The sequence below is a fragment of the Enterococcus sp. AZ095a genome (assembly GCF_050546735.1).
GTDB lineage: Bacteria > Bacillota > Bacilli > Lactobacillales > Enterococcaceae > Enterococcus_D > Enterococcus_D entomosocium.
Genome location: NZ_CP172953.1, coordinates 2,439,755 through 2,460,261, shown reverse-complemented (window position 1 = coordinate 2,460,261; position 20,507 = coordinate 2,439,755). Strand labels below are relative to the sequence as shown.

14 protein-coding genes are annotated in these 20,507 nt (G+C 46.5%); 5 read left to right on the top strand and 9 right to left on the bottom strand.

Annotated features, from left to right (window positions below):
- Positions 1-105 precede the first annotated feature (105 nt).
- Positions 106-414: a DUF5960 family protein gene (locus IGJ26_RS11325; RefSeq protein WP_008378984.1), complete on the bottom strand. Its 309-nt coding sequence runs from the start codon at positions 412-414 to the stop codon at positions 106-108.
- 162 nt (positions 415-576) lie between these two features.
- On the opposite strand from IGJ26_RS11325, the gene IGJ26_RS11320 reads away from it, so the two are divergent.
- A complete protein-coding gene (locus IGJ26_RS11320; protein ID WP_008378982.1) occupies positions 577-927 on the top strand; it encodes a hypothetical protein in 351 nt (116 codons plus the stop codon).
- A 120-nt stretch (positions 928-1,047) separates the two neighbouring features.
- Here the strand turns inward: IGJ26_RS11320 and IGJ26_RS11315 are convergent, their stop codons facing one another.
- Positions 1,048-1,791 (bottom strand): NADPH-dependent oxidoreductase, encoded by a 744-nt coding sequence (locus IGJ26_RS11315; protein WP_008378980.1) that lies wholly within the window; start codon positions 1,789-1,791, stop codon positions 1,048-1,050.
- A gap of 349 nt (positions 1,792-2,140) precedes the next feature.
- On the opposite strand from IGJ26_RS11315, the gene IGJ26_RS11310 reads away from it, so the two are divergent.
- On the top strand, positions 2,141-4,792 hold the full coding sequence (locus IGJ26_RS11310) for a cation-translocating P-type ATPase (protein ID WP_194199566.1): 2,652 nt from the start codon (positions 2,141-2,143) through the stop codon (positions 4,790-4,792).
- 58 nt (positions 4,793-4,850) lie between these two features.
- On the opposite strand, the gene IGJ26_RS11305 is transcribed toward IGJ26_RS11310, so the two are convergent.
- The 5 genes from IGJ26_RS11305 to IGJ26_RS11285 form a co-directional block, all read right to left on the bottom strand.
- Positions 4,851-6,989 (bottom strand): transglutaminaseTgpA domain-containing protein, encoded by a 2,139-nt coding sequence (locus IGJ26_RS11305; RefSeq protein WP_194199500.1) that lies wholly within the window; start codon positions 6,987-6,989, stop codon positions 4,851-4,853.
- Positions 6,986-8,029 (bottom strand): DUF58 domain-containing protein, encoded by a 1,044-nt coding sequence (locus IGJ26_RS11300; RefSeq protein ID WP_005234735.1) that lies wholly within the window; start codon positions 8,027-8,029, stop codon positions 6,986-6,988. The genes IGJ26_RS11305 and IGJ26_RS11300 overlap by 4 nt, the downstream gene beginning before the upstream one ends.
- A 2-nt stretch (positions 8,030-8,031) precedes the next feature.
- Positions 8,032-8,970, bottom strand: a complete 939-nt coding sequence (locus tag IGJ26_RS11295; protein ID WP_005234736.1) for an AAA family ATPase — start codon at positions 8,968-8,970, stop codon at positions 8,032-8,034.
- A gap of 192 nt (positions 8,971-9,162) precedes the next feature.
- Positions 9,163-11,004, bottom strand: coding sequence for an FAD/NAD(P)-binding protein (locus tag IGJ26_RS11290; RefSeq protein WP_016613588.1), 1,842 nt, complete (start codon positions 11,002-11,004; stop codon positions 9,163-9,165).
- A 37-nt stretch (positions 11,005-11,041) separates the two neighbouring features.
- Positions 11,042-12,037: an ROK family protein gene (locus IGJ26_RS11285; RefSeq protein WP_005234738.1), complete on the bottom strand. Its 996-nt coding sequence runs from the start codon at positions 12,035-12,037 to the stop codon at positions 11,042-11,044.
- A gap of 172 nt (positions 12,038-12,209) precedes the next feature.
- Between IGJ26_RS11285 and IGJ26_RS11280 the strand changes: the two genes are divergently transcribed.
- Positions 12,210-13,016: a Cof-type HAD-IIB family hydrolase gene (locus tag IGJ26_RS11280; RefSeq protein ID WP_042890481.1), complete on the top strand. Its 807-nt coding sequence runs from the start codon at positions 12,210-12,212 to the stop codon at positions 13,014-13,016.
- A gap of 85 nt (positions 13,017-13,101) precedes the next feature.
- On the opposite strand, the gene IGJ26_RS11275 is transcribed toward IGJ26_RS11280, so the two are convergent.
- Complete coding sequence (locus IGJ26_RS11275; protein WP_194199502.1) at positions 13,102-15,252, bottom strand: GH92 family glycosyl hydrolase; 2,151 nt, start codon at positions 15,250-15,252, stop codon at positions 13,102-13,104.
- 5 nt (positions 15,253-15,257) lie between these two features.
- Positions 15,258-16,310 (bottom strand): GntR family transcriptional regulator, encoded by a 1,053-nt coding sequence (locus IGJ26_RS11270; protein WP_005234743.1) that lies wholly within the window; start codon positions 16,308-16,310, stop codon positions 15,258-15,260.
- A gap of 155 nt (positions 16,311-16,465) precedes the next feature.
- On the opposite strand from IGJ26_RS11270, the gene IGJ26_RS11265 reads away from it, so the two are divergent.
- Together IGJ26_RS11265 and IGJ26_RS11260 are read left to right on the top strand one after the other, a co-directional pair.
- The gene (locus IGJ26_RS11265) at positions 16,466-17,755 is read left to right on the top strand and encodes a glycoside hydrolase family 125 protein (RefSeq protein ID WP_016613582.1); all 1,290 of its coding nucleotides are present in this window, start codon (positions 16,466-16,468) and stop codon (positions 17,753-17,755) included.
- A gap of 73 nt (positions 17,756-17,828) precedes the next feature.
- Positions 17,829-20,507, top strand: a complete 2,679-nt coding sequence (locus tag IGJ26_RS11260; protein WP_194199503.1) for a glycoside hydrolase family 38 C-terminal domain-containing protein — start codon at positions 17,829-17,831, stop codon at positions 20,505-20,507.

Below are 20,507 nucleotides of genomic sequence, written 5' to 3'. Positions count from 1 at the left end.
AGAGGGGTTTTGTTTTGATGACAAACATTCGAACTGCTACCCATGATTTTCATCAGGAGAGAGCATCCGCTTGGTACAGTAATCGGGGGGGGGGGAACCATTGGTCTATCTTCCGCCGGGCAAATAGTTACGCTCGGGGTTGTAGCGGCGAATGATCTTATTTTCAGCAAGTACGTGCTCATAATAATAAACAGGCGCATCCTTAGTCTCTAGTCGAAAAACAAAGACGAGCGGAACCTTTAAGACGGAATAGCGCGCGGGGATCGCAATATATGATTTTTGATTGCGCTCCATCGTCAATGCGAATTCATCAAACAAAAGCGCCACTGGTGTGGGAAAGTTTACCAATTCATAATAGTGTTTTTCAAATGCATAGGTTTCTTGTTTTGCATAAGCGATTTTTGCAGCTGGCATACGCATTCACCTCACTTGAATTATACGAACGTTTGTTCCGTTTGTAAAGTGGAAAATCGCCAGACGAGGAAAAAGGGGGTGCGTTCTCTATGAAAAAGATGTTTTGCTAACAAGAAATTTGCTACACTAGAGGAAAGAAGGAATCAAAAAGGAGCAGATACCATGGATTATGAACGCTTTGCACGATTACAGGCACGCTTTACCGATGAAAAACTGCTGACCAATGAAGGGTTCTATCGGTTGCGCTTGTCAGGGAAGGCGCAGTTCGAACTAGCCTTTATCAAAACTGGACCTTGTGGCGAGTCTGTCTACCAGCCGCTGATCAAGGGCACTTTTTCTGAAAAAGAAGCAATCCCTACCTATTTGCTGGATCTTGCGGCGCAACCTATGACGCAAATCAGTCAGCGAACCTCCGAAAATGCAGCCGTGTTAGATAAAGCATTCGTAGAATTAATGGAAAAATGTGAGCAGGCAGTTGCCGTCAACGAAACCGCACAAGAAGCCGCACGTTAATTAGCGCGACAAAGATACAAGAGCCGCCTGAACCTGATTTTTTACACCAAGCAAAAAAACGATCCTGACAAGATTCCTTGCCAAAGATCGTTTTTTATTTTCCCGTGGTGATTAGTGTCCTCATTCGCCGAAGTGGTCTGAGAAGCCTTGTTGCTTCATAAAGGCAGCGACATCTGGACGTCGCGGTTCACGGAAAAATTCCGTCATTTTCGTTTGCCAATTGGTTTGCTGTTGATTGCTGCTGCGCTGTGCATAATAGGCTTCCGTCGTTTGGTTGTACTGGGCTGTTTGCTCCTGCGTCAGCGGTTGATACTGATCGACACTTACGATCGCTTCTTGAGGCAAGCGGACTTTCGGCTCATTTCTATGTTGCGGATAACCGATCGTCAAGCCGAATAACGGAAACGTCAATTTTGGTAAGCCGACAAGTTCTGCGATACGAGGCAAATCATTGCGGATGCCGCCGATGTAGCAAATTCCTAAGTCTTGTGCTTCAGCATATGCTACCATATTTTGGGCAGCGATCGTCGTATCAACGACAGACACAATAAACGGTTCCATCGTGGTTAAGTGGGTATCCGGCAACCCTGCTTGGGTCAGCAGCTGCTGATGCTTATGTAAGTCGGCGACAAAAAGATAGAAGACCCCCGTTCGAGTGATGTAATTTGGGGCACCGGCAATTTTTTCGATGGCAGCCAGTTTTTCAGGATCACTGACCTCAATGATCGAATAAGCTTGAACAAAGTTCGAACTGGAACCACTTTGGGCAACCGTCACTAATTTTTGCTTGAGTTCCTTTGATAGTGGCCGGGGTTGAAAATCTCTGACAGAGCTGTGGCGGGTAAAAGTATCAAAAAGATCCATCGTTTTTCCTCCTGTAACGTACAAATTTCTTTCTTCTTTAGTGTAACAGAAAAAAAGGAATGGGAACAAAAAGAATGTTTTCAAAAAATTTTCAAATTGATGTTTTATAGTTGCCAAGAACAACAGTTTCCGTTATGATAATGATACATTCTTATTATTATTCCTTAGGGGAGTAACCGGTGGCGCAAGCTGCGATAATATCAACAGTAAGTAAGCTGGCGACAGCTTTCTGGTATTATTTGAAATGGTGAGACCTAAGACAAGCGTATACTTGTCTTAGGTCTCTTTTTTTCTAGCAGAGTGCCTAAGGAAAATAAAATTAAAAGGGGCAAAAAAATTGGCGAAAGAAATGTATCAAAAAGAAATCTCGGAAATTATGGCAGAGGTCCAGAGCAGTCCAGAGGGGTTGACGCAGCAAGAGGCAGCCAAGCGGTTAGAAAATGGCCTGAACCAGCTGAAGGAAGCACCTAAGAAATCAAGCTTTGCCTTATTCTTAGATACCTTCAAAGATGCGATGGTGATCGTCTTGTTGATTGTGGCAATCATCCAAATGGTTATGGGTGCACACGTTGAGTCCATCGTTATCTTCGCAGTACTCTTGTTGAATTCCGTCGTCAGTGTGATACAAACGAAAAAAGCCGAAGGATCGTTAGACGCTTTGAAAAGCTTGTCAGCACCAGATGCTAACGTCATTCGGGATGGCAAAGAACAAAGTGTGCTGGCGAAAGAATTGGTTGTCGGCGATATCGTTATTTTAGAAGCTGGGGACTATGTACCAGCAGATGGTCGATTGATCGAAGAGGGTTCTTTGAAGGTCGATGAAGGAATGCTGACTGGGGAATCAACGCCAGCGGAAAAAGAATTAGGTGTGATCGATCGTACCGCACCGATCGGCGACCGTGACAACATGGTCTTCAGTGGAACGATCGTCACTTATGGACGTGGTCGGTTTATCGTAACCGCGACTGGTAATGTGACGGAAATCGGTCAAGTGGCTGGCTTATTGGAAAGTACAGTTGAACACAAAACACCATTGCAACGAGGACTGGACAGCTTCAGTAAAAAACTGAGCTTGGCGATCTTGGTCCTTTCATTGATTATTTTAGGGGTTCAAGTAGCACGGTTGTTCTTAGGTGACGGAACAGGTGATATGACGGAAGACTTAGTCAACGCCTTTATGTTTGCGGTAGCCGTAGCCGTTGCAGCGATTCCAGAAGCATTGCAATCGATCGTGACGATCGTCCTTTCGATCGGAACAAAACAAATGGCGAAGCGTCATGCCATCATTCGAAAACTACCAGCGGTTGAAACATTGGGTTCAACGAGTATCGTTTGTACAGATAAGACAGGGACCTTGACCCAAAACAAAATGACCGTTGTTGACTACTATTTACCAAATGGGCAAACGGGCACGTTCCCCGATGAGCCAACTACCTGGACATTGCCTGAAAAACGCTTAGTAGAGATCAGTGTCTTGGCAAATGATGCTGCCATCAGTGAAGATGGGGCGAAGCTAGGAGACCCTACTGAAATTGCTTTTCTGGATTACAGTGAGAAACTAAATCAGCCATATCGGGCGATTCGTCAACAGTTTCCTCGTTTGCAAGAATTGCCTTTCGATTCTGATCGTAAATTGATGTCCACCTTACATGAGATCGATGGCGAACATTTGTTGTTGACCAAAGGTGGTCCAGACATCGTCTTTGGCCGCAGTACCAAAGTCTTGATCGATGATCAAGTCGTGCCTTTAACAGATGAAATTAGAAATAAATTGCAGCATCAAAACGAAGAATTCTCAAAACGGGCATTACGGGTCTTGGCGTTTGCTTACCGTCCATTGACTGATGCCCAATCACGAGAATTGACACTTGAGGATGAAAACGAGTTGATTTTGGTTGGTTTGATGGCGATGATCGATCCTCCTCGTAAAGAAGTCAAACAAGCCGTAGCGGATGCTAAATCTGCTGGTATCAAAACAGTGATGATCACAGGGGACCACAAAACGACAGCCGTGGCGATCGCACAAGAGATCGGTATTTCAGCCGAGGGCGACTTAGCTTTGACTGGTACGGAATTGGATGCTCTTTCTGAAACCGAACTAGCGGATCAATTAGACAAAATCACAGTCTATGCTCGTGTTTCGCCAGAAAACAAAATCCGTATCGTGCGGGCTTGGCAAGACAAAGGCAAGATCTCTGCCATGACCGGAGATGGGGTCAATGATGCCCCCGCCTTGAAACAAGCGGATATCGGGATCGCAATGGGAACCGGAACGGACGTTGCCAAAGATGCAGCGGCGATGGTCTTGACGGATGATAACTTTGCCTCGATCATTCGTGCCGTAGAAGTTGGCCGAAACGTCTTTGACAACATCAAAAAAGCCATTTCGTATTTGTTTGCTGGAAACCTAGGTGCGATCATTGCGATCGTCTTTGCCTTAGTGATGGGTTGGGACAATCCATTTACTGCCTTGCAGCTACTCTTTATCAACTTAGTCAACGACTCATTACCAGCAATTGCTCTGGGAATGGAAAAAGCCGAACCAACCATCATGCAACGTCAGCCTAGAGATCCAAATGCTGGTATCTTCACTGGAAAAACATTGATCTCAGTAACGTATCGCGGTATTTTGATTGCCGCTGTCGTGATTTTGGCACAATGGTTAGGGATGAGCCAATCACCTGAGTTAGGTGTAGCGATGGCCTTCTCAACACTTATCTGGAGCCGGACATTGCAAACATTGCCAGCACGCTCAAATACCGAGACTGCTTGGCAAGCTGGCCTTTTTGCCAATAAAATGGTGTGGTTGGCGATCGTCGTTTGTGGTGGACTATACAGCATTACCTTGATTCCTGGCATCCGTGAAGTCTTTGCGATTCCAGCAACCTTCACTTTAGGACATGTCAGTCTATGTATCGCAATGGCTGCTGTGGCAGTTGTTTTGATGGAAATCACAAAGCTGATTATTATTGCCGTTCAAAAACGTCAAGGAAACGCCTAAAGCAAAAAACGTATCGATCCTTTGATCGATACGTTTTTTTGTCGTTTCTCCTCACTGCTTAGTTGATTTTTTTCAGCTGACTGATTTGGGCAGCGACTTGCTTCAAGAAGGCTTCTTGACCAGCCGGCTGTTCCTGGCTGTAAAGGTAGGCTTCGTATTGCTGCGTCAAGCGGATAAAATCACCATGAAACAGTGGATAGAATGCTTCGAGTCGTTGGGCATAATCGATCAACGGCTCCGCCTCGTTACGGTACAAAACTTTCGTCGTTTGCCTTAAAAACAAAGGATAGGCAGTAACTAGCGGCTGTTTGTTAAAGCGGCAGATCAACCATAAATGAATACGGAAAAACGAATGGCGGAAATAGAAAAGTAGGCCAAGTCCTAGGAGAGCTAAGCCTCCAAAGAAGCCATTACGCAGCGTTTGTTTCAGCTCCTCAGTCAACCAAACATCATCGGTAACCGCGGCTGTTGCCGAACTGCTGGTCGTGGTTTCACTACTTTCTGTTTCCGTGCTGCTCGTTGGTATTGTCTCGCTGCTAGCGGTCGGCGTTTCTTCGGAGCTAGTAGATTCTTGAGTCAACACGGGACGATCTGGATTTTGGAAACTAGGTGTCGGTTCAAAAGGCACCCAACCGTATCCGTCAAAGTAGACTTCCACCCACGAGTGGGCATTCAAGTTACGGACAGTATAAGTAGTGATGCCGTTTTCTGTCACGGGGGATCCAGGAGAAAAGCCTTTAGCCCAGCGAGCAGGGATCTCTAAACTCCGTAGTAGAACGACCATTGCCGTGGAAAAATTGTCGCAGTAGCCGACTTGTGATTCAAATAAAAATTGATCAACGTAATCTTGCTCTTCTGCAGGCACGACGGCATCGGTCTTGGAATAGCGAAATACGAGCGGATCTTTCAAATAGCTTTCAATTGCGGTGACTCGGTCAAACAGACTGTTGCTGTCAGTGGTGATCTCAGCGGCGAGATCTCGTACCCGCTGCGGCAAAGAATCGGGTAATTGGATATAATCGATCGGAGAATCCGGATAGATCAAAGGCAGATTTTGAAGATTTTCTGCGGAAAAATCTGGATGGTCCCAATCGAGGGTCAAGGCCGTGTCTGGTAGCGAATCAATCAAATCGACCCGTTGAATAGCGTCGCTGATTTGAAAGCCACGTGCGCCGCTTTCAAGGGATAACCTACTGCGGCCATAGGGCAATGGCACATAGTCTCCATGGTTTTGGAATTGGATCCGCACTTGTTCATTCTCAGGATAGGTTTGTTGATAGCTCTGGTCAGCGATGGTGACATCGTCTGCTTCCAAGCGAACGTCTTCGCGGCTCGTACTGATCCAGCCTTTACCAGAATAAAAGTCTTTGCTTTCCACCCGCCAGTAATGCGGGGTTTCTTGTTGCGCTTCAAATAAAATCGTCGCATCATCAAGTAGTGGTCCGCCTAATTGACGATCATTTTCACTGAAACCCGTGCGAGAACCAGTGGGGGTGCCATGTTCTTCAATAAATTGATAAAAACCCAGCTGATTCAGATTTGTCCGTATAGGCGTGGAACTAGCTGCCAACTGATCCCGCACGCTCGTTTGCGGCAAGTAGACAGCAGTGACGGCTAAGCCACCAATCAATAGCATCACACCAAACCAAGGGGCGATCGTTTGACTGGATCGAAAGGTGCTGCGCTGGATCAGTGAAGAAGCCAGTGCGCAAAGAAAAATACCAATCAAATGCCACGTCAAGTCAAATTGATTAAAAATAACGACTGTCAGCAAGTAGCCGATCATGGTGGCGTAAATCAAGAAAAAGCGCTGATAAGCAATCGGCAAGATCGCTAAAAACAAGACCCAACTAACGATCAATGTCACCGCCGCCAGTTCGGTGATATAGCCGACTTCACCACTGAGGATCTCTTGAAAGGCACGGTGCAGGTCTAGCAAAAAACGCAGTAGCCAGTCAAAAGAAAAGGCAGTCCCATAAGGAAAGATCCGATACAAGACGATCAGCCAAGCGGCTGCCAGCAAAGGCAAACTGTAACGGACTTTCGGCACGACGGTCAAAATCAAACAGATACTAAAGGCATAAGTTAACAGGGTGAACTGATTGCCAAGGTCATAAACTGCGATAAACGGCAAGATCACCAGTGATAGACTGAGAAAGGTCAAAAGACCAATCAGTGCTTTCTTAATAAATCTCATCCTACCACCTCCTCAAGTTCATTCAACTGCCTCATTAAATCAGCGTAGGTAAACACTTGGCAGCTGTTTTTTGCTTCCAACTGACTGAGGTAGTTTTCCAGTTGTGGGGTGAAAACCGGGGTAATGAAGATAAGATGGCTGCCAGTCAAGAGCGGTACCCCTTCAGGAACTTTCTCGAAGGGAAGGATCTGGGCATAGGCAGCGGCATCCGTTTGGTAAGGAGAAGTCAATCCGTCACCAATCAAGAGCGGCTGAAAAAGTCGTTGATTTTGTGAGAAATGGTGGATCGAATAAAACAGTGTCAAGGTCTCTTCAAAAGCAGGATGATCTTCTCCCCAAAAGAGCAGAAAGATGTCTTGTTCTTCTTCGTATTCTCGTTCGCGATAGATCAATTCCTGTTGTTTGCTGGATAATTTCCAATCGATATTTTTTAATGAATCCCCTAACTGGTATTGACGGAACTGTCGAATAGAAAAATTGGGTTCCCCATGGGTTTGGCTGCGGACTTGCTGTTTAAAAAATGGCAATAGGGCAACGGCTTCTAGCTTCAATTTCGGTAGGATCAAAATCGATTGTTTCGCACCCGCAGCGTAGCTTTTTTCAAAAAAGCCAAAGAGATCATGGCTGTACAATTGAACGGGCAATTCTTCATAGCTGCCGCGCTCCTTTGGGGTCCAAGGCAGATGGAGCCGAATCAGATTGCCTCGATAAAAGGCGCTGTGATGACTATTCTTGAAACGATCGTCAAACTGCAAGGTGAAATCGACCAGCGGCAGCAGCGTCGGGCGATACTTGAAGACTTGCAGCGGTAAGGTGATCGCTGTCTGTGTTTCAGCTTGGATCGATTCTTCTAAAACGATTTGGACCTTCTTGAGGGAGGGCAGCAAGAATACTGCGTCAAGCAACAATAACAGAGTCAGTAAAAACCAGAGGCTCCAACCGGCATTATTATTAAAGATCACACAGTAAGCCAGCAGCAAAAAATAGGCAGCGCTAAACAACAGGAGGCGCAGCACGCGTTCAAGCTTTTTTTTCTTCATCGCTATTTCCTCGTAGGGACAGGCACCCGTTGGATCATCTGTTTCATCAAATCTGAAAGGGTCTCCGCGCTAGCATGAACGCCGCCTTTCAGTAATAAACGATGACCGAAGACTGCTGGTAAAATTCGCTGCAAGTCTTGCGGCGTGACAAAGGTCCGTCCTTCCGTCAACGCTAACGCTTTTGCCCCTTTTAAGAAGGCGATCCCACCACGAGGACTGATACCAAGGTCAATGGCATTATGCTGGCGGCTCGCTTGAACCAGCTGCAATGCGTAACGGGCGACCCGCTCATCGACATACACGTCGTCCACCATCGCTTTCAAAGCGGTCACTTCATCAGCATGTAAAATGGTTTGGATCTGATCCAAGCTTTGCTGTCGTTTTCCAGTCAAGAGGGCGAGCTCATCTTGAAAATCTGGGTAACCGATATGCAGGCGGAACAAAAAACGATCCAATTGGGCTTCGGGCAAGGGATACGTTCCTTCATATTCGATTGGGTTTTGGGTAGCTAACACAAAAAAGTGGGGACTCAATGGGTACGTTTGATTGTCGATGGTGACATGATTTTCTGACATGGCTTCTAAGAGCGAGGCTTGCGTCCTTGGTGTGGTTCGGTTGATCTCATCTGCCAAGAGGACGGAGGTGAAGATCGGGCCGGGACGAAACTCGAACTGGTGGCTTTGGGAATTAAAAATCGACACACCTAACACATCGTTAGGTAAAAGGTCTGGGGTAAACTGTACCCGCTTGTAGTCACTTTGAATGGCTTTGGCTAACGATTTGACCAACATCGTTTTCCCAACACCAGGGATATCTTCGAATAAAACGTGTCCGCCAGCAAGCAGCGCAGCCACGGTAAATTGGATCACATCTCGTTTGCCTAAAATCACTTTTTCCACTTCTGCGATCAAGGCATCTATTTTTTGTAATTCAGCGGTCATCTGATAACCTCCCTACATTCGTTTCTTCCATTGTAACGGTTTTCTAGGACTGTCGCAATTTTCGTGTAACAATTAAAGAAAATTTCAAGAATATTCAAAAAAAGAAAAATCCTTTCTGCGGATTTGCGAAAGAAAAACAAAAAACTTCCGAAGCGTTTCCTCGGAAGTTTGCGTTTGATAGAAAAGAAGCGACTAGAAGATGTGGTGTAAGAGGTCAGCGGCGATCTGGTCCGCCTGCCGTAAATTCCAAGCATCGGTTCCTGGCTGAGCAGTGGCAGCCGTCAGCCAGTGGATGCCTTCTGTGGGAATCCCGAAACAATAGAGGGCAGTGTAGGGGCGTTCATCTGGTCCAAGGACCTGATTGGTCTCAGGATCGATGGCGATAGCACCCGTCTCAAAAGGCACCTCATTGGGTATCGGCAACCGGTGCGGGTGAATGATCCGATCGTTTAGCAGTTGCCGCAATAAGGAATTGTTGGTTCGACGAATCGCTGTCGATGGAATGCGGGCCTCAATTAGTTGCGTCGCGTGATAGCGTGTGTCGGGAAATCGCTTTGAATACGTACAATAAGCCTCCTCAATCTCAACAGTCATGTCAGGACCTAGTAAGGTCACCACTCCGGCTTCCATCAAGGCGACCAGTTCCTGCAGTCGTTGAACCGGCGGACCGATCGATAAAAAGCTGTTAAAGGGAACGAAAGACTGCCAAAAGAGTGTTTTCAGGTCTTTTGCTGGCATTAGCTGATGATCGAGAACAAACCGAATCGGGTCACGCAGATCTTTGAAGACTTCCAAGGCACTGCTGATAGGTCCCGCTAGATTGCCTTTTTCGGCATCTTGGATTTGGGTACGTAATAGCGCAATGAAAAAGTCTTGCAAGGACTGCTGCTCTTTCTGAGCAAAGGGATCGGCTAGTTGGTGCCATGACCACCATTCCCTCTTAGGAAGCTGCCATTTTTTTAGCAAGTCTTCAGATCCTTCCGTGGCAACAAAGGCGGTGGTAAAAGCGTCAAGCTGCTCTTTGTCAAGCCGCTGTTTTTCTAAAAGCAGCGTCTGATAATAGACGAGTTCTGCCTCTTTCTTTAAATAGAAGAGCAGTGTCTTGCCAGCAACCGTTTTGGCTGCTTGCCAAGCAGCTAGGCGTTCAGGGGTCAAAAAAACGGGCTTTCGCTGCTGCGTTGGTGTTTTTTGATTGCGGCCACGAGGATGATACGGGACACCCCGACGAGAACCGGCGATGATTTGCGGTTCTTCACCAGAAGGTTGATAGACGAGGGATTCATTGACTTTGACGAAGGTTCCGCCCCGACCACTGGTCAAGCGGGTGACGTAATCGTAAAAGGCAAGTCCTAGTCCCCGTAAAATCACAGGTTCTCCGGCTTTCACAGCCGTTAGATCCGTATCTGCCGCATTGGCTGGCGGTGCATAAAACCAGCCATTATTTTCTGCGGCAGCCGCCAATTGTTGTTCCCCTGATGACAGTTGGGCCTGTGAATGGCCTGTAGCTAAGACGACGGCATCAACAAGGAATGTTTGGTGAGCCGTCGTCAACTGGTAGCGATTTTTGGAAAGAGGGATCAAAGAGCTGACACTATCTGACAGATGGTTGACGGTAATGGATTCAGGTAGCTCTATTAACAACTGCTGATAAAACCACTGTTGATAGAGTCCATATAACGCCCGCGAGCAATGCCCGTTAGGATCAAGTGAATCAAGTGCTGTGCATTTCGCAATGAGCTCAGGGGCATGCGTGGCTGCGAAATGTTTCCCTTCTGTCACTGCCCATTCGTATAAGGTAGGTCCTTTGACCACGGGGCCGCCGGTGCTTAATGTGTCATCCGTGAAAAGGGTGACTTGGCTGGTCACAGAATTCAATAGCAAATCTGCCGATTGGTCCGTGCGCCAAACTGCCCCAGGAAGAAAAGGATCAAACAGCAGCAAGTCGATGGCTTGTTTGTTTTGTTTGCTATGAGCAATCAGCCGTTCTGAAAGTGAAAGTCCACGAGGACCAGCACCAATGATCGCTATTTTCATATCACACCACCTCAATTATTCTATGGTCTTTGTGCCATCAACGGGCTAAGTCAAAAGGTGTCTTGCGGAAAATCAGCCAGTGCATGCCTAGCACCATGGCTTCCTCGATAGCATCGATATAATGGAAAGCGGGCTGATTGGGTTGTTGCTGCAGCAATGGATTTTTTTGGATCGCGTCTAAGAGATCGGTTTTTACTGCATCACTGCTGGCTAAAATGATACAGTGGGGGGCAAAAGCTGCATTGTAAAATGGCAGTAAGCTTGTCAGGCGCTGGACCAAAGCCGTGCGGTCTTGCGGTGCCCCTTGATCCAAGTAGCCGGGTAAAAATTTTGCCTCTCCCGCTAGGGCATCTTTTCCTTCTAAAAGCGCACCATTGACTAGGAGCGTGATACCGGGCATGCTTTTTTCGGGATTGTACATGCCAACGATGGTTTGCTGCAAGGAGATCTGTTGGGCGATGCAATAGCCGATTGTTAAAATATGGGCATCGTTTTGACAGTAGAAGGGCAGTGCAGTGACCTCTGCCACGAGGGCTGCCAGCTGCCAACCGTTAAATTTTTCATACCAGCTGGAAGTCACGGTTCCTCTGCTGATTTTTCCTGGTAAAAAGAGGGCGATCTGTTCCACAAAGGGAAATAATGCCAGCTCGTTCGTTACACATTCTTGAAAGCGGTGAGGGGCAACATCAGGAAAGGGCTGGTCGTGTTTTGCCAAAACCTTCCCCTTACGATCGATCAGCATGGACCAAAGAGCCAAGGAGCCATCGTGATCGATAAAGCTAAGCAAAAGAGAATGACCTCGGTCTTGATTTAGCTGATAGGTCACTGCTGGTCGTCCTAGCTCTTTTTGCTCCAGCGGACCTTTCGTGATTTCCCCCTCTGTTAACAATTCTTTTAATAATGAGTTAGTGGTGACCATGCTGATGCCGGTTTTCTTCACTAAATCGGAGGCGAATAATGCCCCGTTTTGAAACAAAGTTTTTAAAACCAGCTGTTTGTTTTGCTGGCGAATGGTATGGGTGGTAGAAGCCATAAATGTTCTCCTTAATGAAGTGATTTAATTAAGTATACCGACGGGATGAAACGATGTAAAGTTTTTAAAAGACTGACTTGACGGAAAACTTGAAAATAAGTATACTTAATTAATAACGTTAATTAAGTGATTTGGAATGAAGAGGACACGAGGTAGAGGGGAAGAGAAACGTATGATCAAATTAGTCATCACAGATTTAGACGGTACATTTTTGAACAGCCAAGGCAGTTTTGATCGGCCTTATTATGAACAAGTCAGCCAACAAATGAAAGAAGCGGGTGTTGCTTTTGCTGCGTGTACCGGCAAACAGTGTGAACGAGTGGAAGAACTGTTTGGTGAAGCAGCAGCGGATGTTTGGATTCTTGGGGATAGCGCGACCCGCATCAAACATCAAGGAGAGTACATCTTTGAATCGCTGCTGCCAAACGAATTAGGGCGGCGGATCATTGCGAAGCTCGCTGCGATTGCGCAAGATCATGTGATCATCGCTTGTACACCGACTGCGGCGTACATTGCTGACACAACCAATGAAGCGGATGCGCAGAAAGTGCGTGGCTCTTATCGGGTGGTCAAAACGGTGGCGGATTATCAAACTATCACAGAAGATTTTGTGAAGCTCACTATTTTTGATCCCAAACTACGTTGTTTTGAGCATGTCCAGCAGTTAAGCGAGTTTACCAATGAAGCGTACATCGTGGCTTCGGAAGCCGCTTGGATCGATATCACCAATCAAGGCGTCCACAAAGGAACGACTGTGGCACACTTGCAAGAATTGCTGCACGTCACACCCGAGGAGACAATGGTTTTCGGCGATGGCTTGAACGATTTGGAGTTGATGGCAGCTGGCACGTTTAGTTTCGCCATGAGCAATGCCTTTGAGGAAGTCAAGGCAGCGGCAGCGTTTGTGACCAAATCAAACGATGAAAATGGCGTGCTGAAAACTATCGAACGTCTGTTACCGCTACAAATGAAACAATAAAAAAACCGCTCCCTGGCAGGGACAGCGTGCACTTTCATTTGACTGAAAGTAGACTGCTGCCTGTTGCTAAGGAGCGGTTTTTTCGTTATGCATGTGGTTGACTGACGCTATAAGGATAGACATCGGCTGACCACTCTTTGCTGCGAGGGACGATACCTAGCTGGAAGTTCAATGTACCACCGGCAGTCAATTCTTGGTGGGTGAAAAACAATCGCTCGAAGGGTTCTTCGTTCAATGTGATTTTATCCACGAAGAGCTGTTGCGGCGCATTGGGCGTGCTCTTGATCACTAAGTCTTTGCCTGAAGCAAGATGCAGTGTTGCTTGATCAAATAAGGGCATGCCAATGACATATTCGCCTGTCCCCGGTGTGACTGGATAAAAGCCCAAGGCATTGAAGATGTACCAACCAGCCATGCTGCCGTTGTCTTCATCGCCAGGAAAGCCTTTTGGTGAGTCATTGAAGCACTGTGTCAGTAGCTGCTTGATCAAGGGCTGTGCCATTTCTGGTTTGCCCAAATAGCTGAATAGATACGGATAGTGGAAGCTTGGCTGATTGGAGATCGCCAGCTGACCAAAATCGAGTGCGGCCATCTCACTCATTTCATGGATCTCGAACCCGTAGCCTTCTGTCGTATAGCGAGGTTCTTGATTGCACAAGTCGATCAGTTTTGCTTCAAAGGCCGCTTTGCCGCCGTGTGCAGTGATCAAGCCAGCGAAATCATGGTAAACAGCAAAACTACTTTGCCACGCACTGCCTTCTGCATAATCCAAGCCCCAGCGTGTGTCACTAAACTCTGGACGAAAAGCGCCATCTGGGTCTTTTGCCCGCATAAAGCCGGTCTCCTGATCGAAAATGTTGCGGTAATTTTGCGATTGCTGCTGATAATAGTCTGCTTGCTCGTCACCCAGCTGTTGCGCGACTTGTGAGATACAAAAATCACTGTAACAATAATCAAGGGTGTGATTGACCGATTCATGATGCGTCAATGGCACATACCCGTAAGTCAAATAGTCCGTCGTGCCGCGCCGACCATAATTGGGATTTTCACTTTGGACGGTGGCGCCTTTTTTCATCGCTGCTAAAAATTCGGGCATCAAATCGGGACGGATACCTTTTACTGCGGCATCAGCGATCACGGCATCGATCAGCGTCCCGGGCATCAACCCCCGCTCATCAGGTGATAGCCATTTTGGTAAAAAGCCGCTTTCGCGATAACTGTTCAAAAAGCCTTCCAGCATGTCTTCCAATTGTTCGACAGCCAAGAGTGAAAAGAGCGGGTAGACAGTTTTATACGTATCCCAAAAGCCGTTGTTTGTGTACAGTGGTCCTGGTTTGATCGCTTTTGCCAAGGTATCCCAGTGCACTTTGCGACCCTCTTGATCGATTTCGAAGAAGGTTTGAGGAAACAAGAATAAGCGATAAAAATTATGATAAAAAGTAGAAACTTGTGCTTGATCGTGATGCTCGATCTCGATTTTTTGCAAAAAATGATTCCATTGCTGTTGGACAGAAGCCAGATAATCGGCAGGAGCCCATTGCTGTTCCCGCTGCAAGTTCAAACAAGCTTGTTCGCGACTGAGAAACGAGGTTGCAAAACGGATCGTCTGTGTTTGGCAATCATCAAAGCGGAGAACGACGAAGGCTTCTTTGCCTGTCAAGGCACCTTCGATCGCCGTGATGGGTGTTTCAAAACGATAGACGAAATGGAAGGTGAAGCTTTCGTCTTCGCATCCTGAAAATACGATCAGTTGACCAGCCACTGTCTGTTCATCCAACTGTTCTAAGACATAGTCACCCGGCAGTGACAAGCCAAGACCCGGCTGATCCCCGCAGTTTTCAATAGACAGCACACCGCCATACATACTGGGAATCAAAGTCGTTGTTGTTAAATACCGCTGCGTCTTGATTTTTAGAAAGGCTGGATTAAAGGTGCTTTCTTCCGGACGATACGAGCTTTGCGCATGGAAAAGGGTATTTTCAGAAAGCGTGCCGTTTATCGGCAGCATCGTCAGATGGCTGAAATCACCCATCCAAGGGCTAGGCTGATGGGTGATGCGAAAGCCCTGAAAGGTTCGATCTTCTGGATGAAACCACCAACTGCCTCGTTGATCGCTGGTTTGCGGGGCAAAGTAGTTCATACCAAAAGGAACCCCTGTATAAGGCAGGCAGTTGCCATGGGAAAAACTATATTGGTTGTCTGTTCCGTGTCGTGTGTCGATCATTGATACGTTCACTTGGTTCACTCCTTTAATTGGGTTGATTCTCTTTTGATCAAAGAAACAGCCACTAAATGGGTGGTCGTCTCCGTTGGTACTGGGGGTGCTGCCTTCGCAGCGTTGATTTTCTCAATCACTTGGTTTCCTGCCAAGCGCCCCATCTCCGCAAAATTCTGCCCGATGGTCGTTAGTGCTGGATCAACGAGGGCAGCGGCTTGGATATTATCGAAACCAACCAGGGAAATGTTGGCAGGGACGTGCAAATCTGCTTGACGCAGTGCACGCATCAATTCGATGGCGATCAAGTCATTTTCACAGACGGCTGCCGTGACCTGATGTTCTTCCAGGTAGGCAAGCGCATTTGCGATACTGGCAGCTGTGTCGTCGAGCTTGGTGCGAAAGGTTCTTTGGGCTTTTTTCAGCGCATCGATGTAACCTAGATAACGCTGACGGACGGATTGTGGATGATGGGTATCACCAAAAATATAAGCGATCCGTTGATGCCCCAACGCAAGTAAATGCTCCGTAGCTAGCTGTCCACCTTGAAAGTTATCTGGCATGACCGCTGGAAAATCAAACTCATGCAGCTTTTTATCTAAGGTCACGATAGGAAAGTGTTTTTCAGCACATTCGAACAGCAAGTCATAGTAAGAAAACGTATTGCTGGCGTAATAGATCAGGCCGTCGAATTCTTGCATCAGCTCAGCTGCCGTCGTTTTTTCCAAATAATCCACTGGTGTCATCAAAAGTTCAAAGCCGTGTTCTTGCATCACGGGGTAAATGCCTTCGGTAAAGTTTCCTAAAGAGAGATCATTGGCAAAGGGCAAGACAAACAAAATTCGTCCAGTCGCTTTTTTTTCCTTCAATTCTCGGACAAAGCTGCCGCTGCCTTGCACGCGATAGATCAGCTGATTTTGTTCCAGTTCCGTCAAGGCTCTTTTAGAGGTGATCCGACTGACTTGGTATTGTTCAGATAGTTCTTTTTCAGTAGGGACACGACTGCCCGGAGCTAATCGCCCTTCAACGATGGCTTCGTGAAGCTCCGAGTAAATTTTTTTATATAATGGTTGTTTCATAAGAAAACCCCTTTTGATATATCATATTTGTTAGCATACCATAAACCGATAAAAATGAAAACCCTTTAATTATTTTGAAAAAGCGCTAGACATTCACATGATTCATGATATACTAGGTTCGTAAATTGATATATCAAATCAGGGAAGGTGATGGAATGGTTTATAAAGAAATACCAACTTCAGTAGCAACTTTTATGGAAACGATTACGGATCTATGCGGAGAAACGCATGCCGATTGGGCGAAAAATTTTAATGCAGCTTTTGCCAATACACTATTAACGACGGTCAAGCGTCATGAGGATGGCACGACCTTTTTACTGACGGGGGATATTCCAGCCATGTGGCTGCGAGATTCCACTGCGCAAGTTCGTCCGTATTTAGTGATCGCCAAAGAAGATGAAGACTTAGCAAGTATGATCAGCGGGTTGGTCAAGAAGCAATTCTACTATATTACGATCGATCCTTACGCAAATGCCTTTAACGAATCAGCCAATGGCGCTGGCCACCAAACAGACGATACAGAAATGAACGATTGGATCTGGGAACGCAAATATGAGATCGATTCTTTGTGTTATCCGATCCAACTGGCCTATCTGCTATATAAAAACACAGGCAGAACAGATCAGTTCAATGATGATTTTGTAACAGGCATCAAAAAAGCCTTGGAGGTGTTTGTAACAGAACAAAACCATGAGGAATCCCCGTATCGCTTTGAACGGGATACCTGGCGAAAAGAAGATACCTTGACTCATGACGGCAAAGGCGCGCCGGTGAAACCCGTTGGCTTGACTTGGTCAGGTTTTCGACCAAGTGATGATGCCTGCAAATACGGCTATTTGATTCCCTCCAATATGTTTGCGGTGGTGGTCTTAGGCTATATCCAAGAAATCTTTACGACGGTTTTAGAAGACACAGCGATCGTGGCACAAGCGAAAAAATTGCAAGCAGAGATCGAAGCAGGGATTAAAGCATACGGGTTGACCAAAAATCAAGCTGGCGAAGAAGTCTACGCGTATGAAGTGGATGGATTCGGCAATGGCACACTGATGGATGACAGCAACGTGCCGAATTTGATCGCCGCCCCTTACTTGGGGTATGGCAGTATGGAAGATCCCCTTTATCTTCAGACCCGTAAAACGTTGTTAAGCAGTGAAAATCCGTATTTCTATGAAGGCAAATACGCTAAAGGCATTGGCAGCTCTCATACGCCAGAAAATTATGTGTGGCCGATCGCCATGGCAATGGAAGGCATGACCACCACTGACAAAGAAGAAAAGAAACGAATTTTGGATCAGTTAGTGGCGACAGATGCGGGTACAAATTTGATGCATGAAGGGTTCGATGTCGATGATCCTTCGCAATACACGAGAGAATGGTTCTCTTGGGCGAACATGATGTTTTGTGAATTGGTCATGGATTATTTCGATATCCGAGTGGAAAAATAAGCAGCACGACCCACGACCGTTCGAGTGACACAAAAAGCAGTCCAACGACGCAAACAGCGAGGAGTAAAAATCAATGAAGAAACAAGTTTATATCATCTCTCACAGCCACTGGGATCGGGAATGGTACATGCCTTACGAACAGCATCACATGCGGCTAGTTGAATTGATGGATGATCTTTTAGAGTTAATTGAAAATGACCCTGAGTTCCACAGCTTCCATCTAGATGGGCAGACGATCATCTTGGATGACTATTTAGAAGTGCGACCTGAAAAACGCGAAGCGGTCAAAGCGGCCATCAAACAAGGAAAATTACAGATCGGTCCGTTTTATATTTTGCAAGATGACTTTTTGATAAGTGCTGAATCAAACACCCGTAATATGCTGATTGGAATGGCAGAAAGCAAAAAGTGGGGCACCCCTGTTATGTTGGGGTATTTCCCAGATACTTTCGGCAATATGGGGCAAACCCCGCAAATGATGCTGCAAGCCAATCTTGAAAGTGCTGCATTTGGACGTGGCGTCAAACCAATCGGCTTTGACAACGAAGTTTTACCCGATGATCAATTTACTTCCCAATATTCTGAAATGCATTGGGAAGGTCCAGATGGCAGTCAAATCTTTGGTCTACTTTTTGCCAACTGGTACTCCAATGGCAATGAGATTCCAGTGGATAAAGCAGAAGCCAAAGCTTTTTGGACACAAAAACTGCAAGATGTAGAGAAATTTGGTGCCACCAATCATTACTTAATGATGAATGGGGTCGATCATCAACCTGTCCAAAAAGACATTTCGGCAGCGATTCGTACAGCTAACGAGCTTTTCCCAGAGTATGAATTCAAACACGCCAGCTTTACCGAATACCTTGAAGCGGTGCAAGCAGATCTGCCAGATGACCTAGGAACTGTCACAGGTGAATTGACCAGTCAAGAAACCGATGGTTGGTATACTCTAGCCAATACCGCCTCTTCCCGAGTCTATCTGAAACAATGGAATACAAAGGTTTCCCGCCAATTAGAAAATGTCGCTGAACCATTAGCAACTATGGCTTATGAAGCAAGCGGCAGCTATCCTCACGATATGTTGGATCATGCGTGGAAAACACTGATGCAAAATCATCCTCACGACAGTATCTGCGGCTGTTCAGTGGACGAAGTACACCGAGAAATGATGCCGCGGTTTGAAAAAGCCAATGAAATTGGTAAGTTCGTGGCAGATGAAGCGTTACGCAATTTAGTAGCCGCCATCGACACGAGCAGGTTTCCTGAGGAGAGTCGTCCCTTTGTGGTCTTCAACACCACTGGCAGCACCCGTTCTGGTTTAGTGGAAGTCGTGATCGAACTTGAGCGTAAAACATTCCGTGAAGGATTGCCAAGCAAGCTTTACCACGAATTATTGGCGAAGCCAAAAGGTTCTTATTCGGTGATCGATGAACAGGGGAAACCTGTTGCTGCGATCATCAGTGAAGAAGAGGTCCTTTTTGACTATGAATTGCCTAAAGATGCCTTTCGGATTCCTTTCATGAAACGCTTTGTCACGGTTCAAGTAGAAGCAAACCAGTTGCCGGAATTTTCATGGCAGACCTTTGCCCTAGTGGAAAAAGCCGCTACGCCAGTAGAGAGCGCACCGATCGTTTCAGAAGGAGGGCGTAAACTTGCCAACGCACATTTGGAAGCCGTCATTACTGAAAACGGCAGCTTGACGATTACAGACAAAGCAACCCAAAAAACGTATCGCAATTTACTGGTTTTCGAGGATGTGGGGGATATCGCCAATGAGTACATCTTCAAACAACCAGAAGGGGATCAAGCAATCTTATCGACGCAATTTCCGCATCAGGTGACGATCGAACAAAACGATCCGCTGGTGGGAATTGTGCGACTGACACAAGAATTACAGATTCCTGTTTCAGCAGATGACCGTTTGTTAGAAGAACAAAAAGCTGTCGTCGATTTCCGTTTCCGTAAAGCACAGCGGAGTCAAGAATTGGTTGCTTTCAAGATCGAGACGGAGATTCGCTTAGAACGAACCAGCAACCGCCTGGCATTTAAAACCACCGTCAACAACCAAAGCAAAGATCACCGACTGCGGGTTTTATTCCCAACAGGGATCATCACGGATTTCCATGAAGCTGACAGCATTTATGAAGTCGTAAAACGGCCGAATCAGGTTTCCAGTCATTGGGAAAACCCAACGAATCCGCAGCATCAACACGCCTTTGTCAACTTGCATGATGAAACAGGCGGCATGACGGTTTCTAATTTTGGTTTGAACGAATATGAAATCGTGAAGGATCAGATCTGCTTGACCTTGTTGCGCTGTACGGGAGAGCTAGGCGATTGGGGCTACTTCCCAACACCAGAAGCGCAATGCTTAGGCAGCCACACCTTTGAATATGGCGTAGCCTGTCATGGGGCTCCTGAAGAACGTTATGAAACGTATCGCCAAGCACAAGCTGCCCAAGTTCCTTGGAAGGCAAGCCAGACCGACAAGCATCAAGGCAAGCTAGCCAGCAGCAACCAATACATGGAAGCTCATGGAACGACGGTAGCTATCACCGCCTTAAAACGCAATCGCCAAGACCAGCAGATCGTTTTGCGGGGCTATAATTTGGCGGATCAAGCCACTGCCTTTCATGCGCAAAAAGAGCAGGCGACACTCTGTCTGTTGAACCTATTAGAGGAAGAACAAGCATCGTCCGTCAATGAGCAATTACACCCATATGAAATTCGAACCATTGGAGTAAAGGAGTGA